The organism is Mesorhizobium sp. M2A.F.Ca.ET.042.01.1.1 (genome assembly GCF_003997405.1).
GTDB lineage: Bacteria > Pseudomonadota > Alphaproteobacteria > Rhizobiales > Rhizobiaceae > Mesorhizobium.
In genome coordinates this window covers 1-3320 of the sequence record NZ_RZRX01000420.1, presented here as the reverse complement: position 1 = coordinate 3320, position 3320 = coordinate 1, and the positions used below count along the sequence as shown (strand labels likewise).

General features: G+C 64.3%; 3 protein-coding genes and 1 pseudogene. 1 reads left to right on the top strand and 3 read right to left on the bottom strand.

Going from position 1 to position 3320, the window contains the following annotated elements:
* The 3 genes and pseudogenes from EOA23_RS32995 to EOA23_RS32985 all read right to left on the bottom strand — a co-directional run.
* Positions 1-311, bottom strand: a pseudogene (locus EOA23_RS32995) (homoserine dehydrogenase); the annotation flags it as partial.
* Positions 312-353: 42 nt separating this feature from the next.
* Positions 354-1571, bottom strand: coding sequence for an LL-diaminopimelate aminotransferase (locus EOA23_RS32990; protein ID WP_042644285.1), 1218 nt, complete (start codon positions 1569-1571; stop codon positions 354-356).
* Positions 1572-1621: 50 nt separating this feature from the next.
* Positions 1622-2029, bottom strand: coding sequence for a hypothetical protein (locus EOA23_RS32985; protein ID WP_189341803.1), 408 nt, complete (start codon positions 2027-2029; stop codon positions 1622-1624).
* Between the two features lie 97 nt (positions 2030-2126).
* On the opposite strand from EOA23_RS32985, the gene EOA23_RS32980 reads away from it, so the two are divergent.
* The coding region (locus EOA23_RS32980) for an alpha/beta fold hydrolase (protein ID WP_127307141.1) at positions 2127-3320 on the top strand (1194 nt) is incomplete at its 3' end.

Here is a 3320-nt window from a genome sequence, read left to right as displayed (position 1 = left end):
GTCACGACATGCCGGCCCGCCTCGAGCGCCGCCTTCACCGCCAGCCGCGCCGGCCCTTCGTCGCCGCCGATCAGCTCGACAAAGACGTCGATGTCGGCCTTTTCGGCCATCTGGGCCGGATCGTCGAACCATGTCGCGGCGCTGAGGTCGACGCCGCGGTCGCGTTTCCGGTCGCGGGCCGAAACGGCCGTCACGACGATGTCGCGTCCGCACTGGCGGGTGAGCTCGGCCGCCTTGTCGCGCAGCACGCGCGCCACCGAGGCGCCAACCGTGCCGAGGCCGGCAATTCCAACACGCAACGCTTCAGCCATGTCCGGCGACGCCCCTCAAAAATCCAGAAATATCAGGCAGACTCAGCGCCGAGCGGCGAGCGGCACCACGTTGTTGGGCTGCTTGGCGGTCGATGCCAGAAAGCGCTTAATGTTGCGCGCGGCCTGGCGAATCCGGTGCTCGTTCTCGACCAGCGCCACGCGCACATAGTCGTCTCCGTGCTCGCCGAAGCCGATGCCCGGCGCCACCGCGACATCCGCATGCTCGATGAGCAGCTTGGAGAATTCGAGCGAGCCAAGATGGCGGAACTGTTCCGGGATCGGCGCCCAGGCGAACATCGAAGCCGCGGGCGCGGGAATGGTCCAGCCGGCGCGGCCGAAGGAATCGACCATCACGTCGCGCCGCTTGTGGTAGACCTCGCGCACCTCCTCGATGTCGGCGCCGTCGCCGTTCAGCGCATGCGCGGCCGCCACCTGGATCGGCGTGAACGCGCCATAGTCGAGATAGGACTTCACCCGCGTCAGCGCCGAGATCAGCCGCTCGTTGCCGACGGCGAATCCCATGCGCCAGCCCGGCATGGAGAAGGTCTTCGACATCGAGGTGAACTCGACGCACACGTCGATCGCGCCGGGAACCTGCAGCACCGAAGGCGGCGGGTTGCCGTCGAAATAGATCTCGGAATAGGCAAGATCGGACAGGATTATGATGTCGTTCTTCTTCGCGAAGGCGACCACGTCCTTGTAGAAGTCGAGCGAGGCGACCAGTGCCGTCGGGTTCGACGGATAGTTGAGGATCAGCGCCAGCGGCTTCGGGATCGAGTGGCGGATGCCGCGCTCGACCGCCGGGATGAAGCCGTCATCGGGCTCGACCTGCAGCGAGCGGATGACGCCGCCCGACATGATGAAGCCGAAGGCGTGGATCGGATAGGTCGGGTTGGGGCACAGGATGACGTCGCCCGGCGCGGTGATCGCCTGCGCCATGTTGGCGAAGCCTTCCTTCGAGCCGAGCGTGGCCACCACCTGGGTGTCGGGGTTGAGCTTCACGCCGAAGCGGCGGGCATAATAGTTGGCTTGGGCGCGGCGCAGGCCCGGAATGCCGCGCGAGGACGAATAGCGATGCGTGCGCGGATCGCGCACCACCTCGCACAATTTGTCGACGATGGCCTTCGGCGTCGGCAGGTCCGGATTGCCCATGCCAAGGTCGATGATGTCGGCGCCGCGCGAACGGGCGCTGGCCTTCAGCCGGTTGACCTGCTCGAAGACGTAAGGCGGAAGCCGGCGGACCTTGTGAAATTCTTCCATTGGAGTTCCAGACACGATCGAAGGGGGCGCTTTCGGCGCGCGATATAAACCTAATTGCAGTTAGGGTCGAGGGTCGGGTCGCATTTGCCCTCGATCTGTTTCAGCGTGTCGTCGCCGTGCGTCTTGGCAAGCGTCTTCAGCGCCGCGGAATTCGCCGGCGCCTTGACGCTGCCGCCTTTGGCAGCCTGCGCCTGCTGCTCGGCCTTGAGCCTGGCCAGGTTCGCCGCGGTCTCCTCCTTGGTGAACTGCTTGGCGGCCACCTGCGGCGGGATGTTGAGGTTCGGGTAGGAGCCGGTGTCCTTCGGGCCTTCGGTAACGGCCGTCGGCGCTGCATTGTTGGTGCCGGTGCTGGTGCAGCCGCCAGCGGGCAGCAGCACGCCGACCAGCGCGGCCAGGACCGCCTTGCGGGAGATCGAACCGAGCCTGTGAAAAAAAATCCCGCCAACATTAATCGTCATATTGTTTTCCTGGCAGCCGGGTTACTGCGAATTGGACCCGGTCAGATGTCCCATGGTAATATGTCAAGAAAACGCTCCGGGAGGAACCCCGCGGACCATGTCCAAACCTGACGATTCGGACAAAGCGGAAAATGGCGGACCTTCGGCCATCGAGCAATATCTGGTGAAGGATCCCGAGCGCTTCGCCTTGAATATGGCCCGCATGATCGAGCAGGCCGGCAAGGCGGCTTCCGCCTGGACCGAACCGCGCGAGAAGGGTGAGGTGCGCGATCATGTCGCCGAACCGGTCGTCGACATGGTCAAGACGTTCTCCAAGCTCTCGGAGTACTGGCTTGGCGACCCGCAGCGCGCGCTCGAAGCCCAGACGCGGCTCTTCGCCGGCTATATGACGGTCTGGGCGAACGCCATCCAGAAGGTCAATCCCAATGCCGAGGCGCCACAGGACGCGGTTCAGCCCGAGCGCGGCGACAAGCGCTTCCAGGACCCCGAATGGGGCCGCAACGCCTTCTTCGATTTCCTCAAGCAGGCCTATCTCGTCACCTCGCGCTGGGCGAACGAGCTGGTCGAGCACGCCGAGGGCCTGGACGACCACACCCGCCACAAGGCGAGCTTCTACGTCAAGCAGGTGTCGAACGCGATCGCGCCGTCGAACTTCATCCTGACCAATCCGGAGCTGTTCCGCGAGACGGTCGCCTCGAATGGCGAGAACCTAGTCCGCGGCATGAAGATGCTGGCCGAGGACATCGCCGCCGGCCGCGGCGACCTGAAGCTGCGCCAGGCCGACTACACGCCTTTCGAAATCGGCAAGAACATCGCCACCACGCCCGGCAAGGTCATCGGACGCAGCGATGTCGCCGAGATCATCCAGTACGATCCGGTGACCGAAACGGTGCTGAAGCGGCCGCTGCTGATCTGCCCGCCATGGATCAACAAATTCTACATCCTTGACCTCAACCCACAAAAATCCTTCATCCGCTGGGCGATCGAGCAGGGCCACACGGTCTTCGTCATCTCCTGGATCAACCCGGACGAGCGCCACGGCGCCAAGGGCTGGGAAGCCTATATCCGCGAAGGCCTGCAATACGGGCTCGATATGGTGGAGAAGGCGACCGGCGAGAAGGAAGTCAACGCCATCGGCTATTGCGTCGGCGGCACGCTGCTTGCCGCGGCCCTCGCGCTGCTGGCGCAAGAAGGCGATAACCGCATCAAATCGGCCACCTTCTTCACCACCCAGGTGGACTTCACCTATGCCGGCGACCTCAAGGTCTTCGTCGAAGAGGACCATGTTGCC

What these genes read in the sequence shown, in the direction of transcription:
- EOA23_RS32990 (WP_042644285.1), bottom strand. Translation starts at nt 1,571, where the DNA reads ATGGAAGAATTTCACAAGGTCCGCCGGCTTCCGCCTTACGTCTTCGAG.
- EOA23_RS32985 (WP_189341803.1), bottom strand. Translation starts at nt 2,029, where the DNA reads ATGACGATTAATGTTGGCGGGATTTTTTTTCACAGGCTCGGTTCGATC.